Annotated in this window: 1 protein-coding gene; it reads right to left on the bottom strand. The window is 69.4% G+C overall.

Annotation, left to right across the window (positions count from 1 at the left end):
* Positions 1 to 744: FAD-dependent protein (locus tag QZH66_RS17535; RefSeq protein WP_345783872.1), on the bottom strand; the 744-nt coding region annotated here is incomplete at both ends.

Genomic DNA, 744 nt, shown 5'->3' with positions numbered 1-744 from the left:
CGACCACGATGCCGGCATTGGCGTTGCGCTCGTTGCGCGAATACTGGCTCATGCCGTTGGTGACGACGCGGCCGGGCTCGCTGGTCGCGGCCACCACGGTGCCGCCGGGGCACATGCAAAAGCTGTAGACCGCGCGGCCGTTGCGCGCATGGTGCACCAGCTTGTAATCGGCGGCGCCCAGCAGCGGGTGGCCGGCGTGGCGGCCCCAGCGCGCGCGGTCGATCACGCTTTGCGGGTGCTCGATGCGAAAGCCGATGGAAAACGGCTTGGCCTCCAGCCACACGCCGCGCTGGTAGAGCATGCCGAAGCTGTCGCGCGCGCTGTGGCCCAGCGCCATCACGACATGGTCGGCGCGCAGTTCGGTGGTCTCGCCCGTGGCCAGGTCTTGCACCTGCAGGCCGCGCACGCGGCGCCCGTGGGCGCCTTCTTCGATGTGCACGTCGGTCACGCGCTGGCTGAAACGCACCTCGCCGCCCAGCGCCACGATCTGCGCGCGCAGGTTCTCGACCACCTTGACCAGCTTGAAGGTGCCGATGTGCGGGTGCGCGGCGTAGAGGATTTCTTCGGGCGCGCCGGCCTGCACGAACTCGCGCATGACCTTGCGGCCCAGGTGGCGCGGGTCCTTGATCTGGCTGTAGAGCTTGCCGTCGGAGAAGGTGCCGGCGCCGCCTTCGCCAAACTGCACGTTGGACTCGGCGTGCAGCACGCGCTTGCGCCACAGCTCCCAGGTGTCCTTGGTGCGCT

Origin of the sequence: Stenotrophomonas sp. YIM B06876 (assembly GCF_030711595.1) — a bacterium.
Lineage (GTDB): Bacteria > Pseudomonadota > Gammaproteobacteria > Xanthomonadales > Xanthomonadaceae > Stenotrophomonas.
The sequence above is the reverse complement of the archived record's forward strand: the minus strand, read 5'-3'. Positions and strand labels throughout refer to the sequence as shown.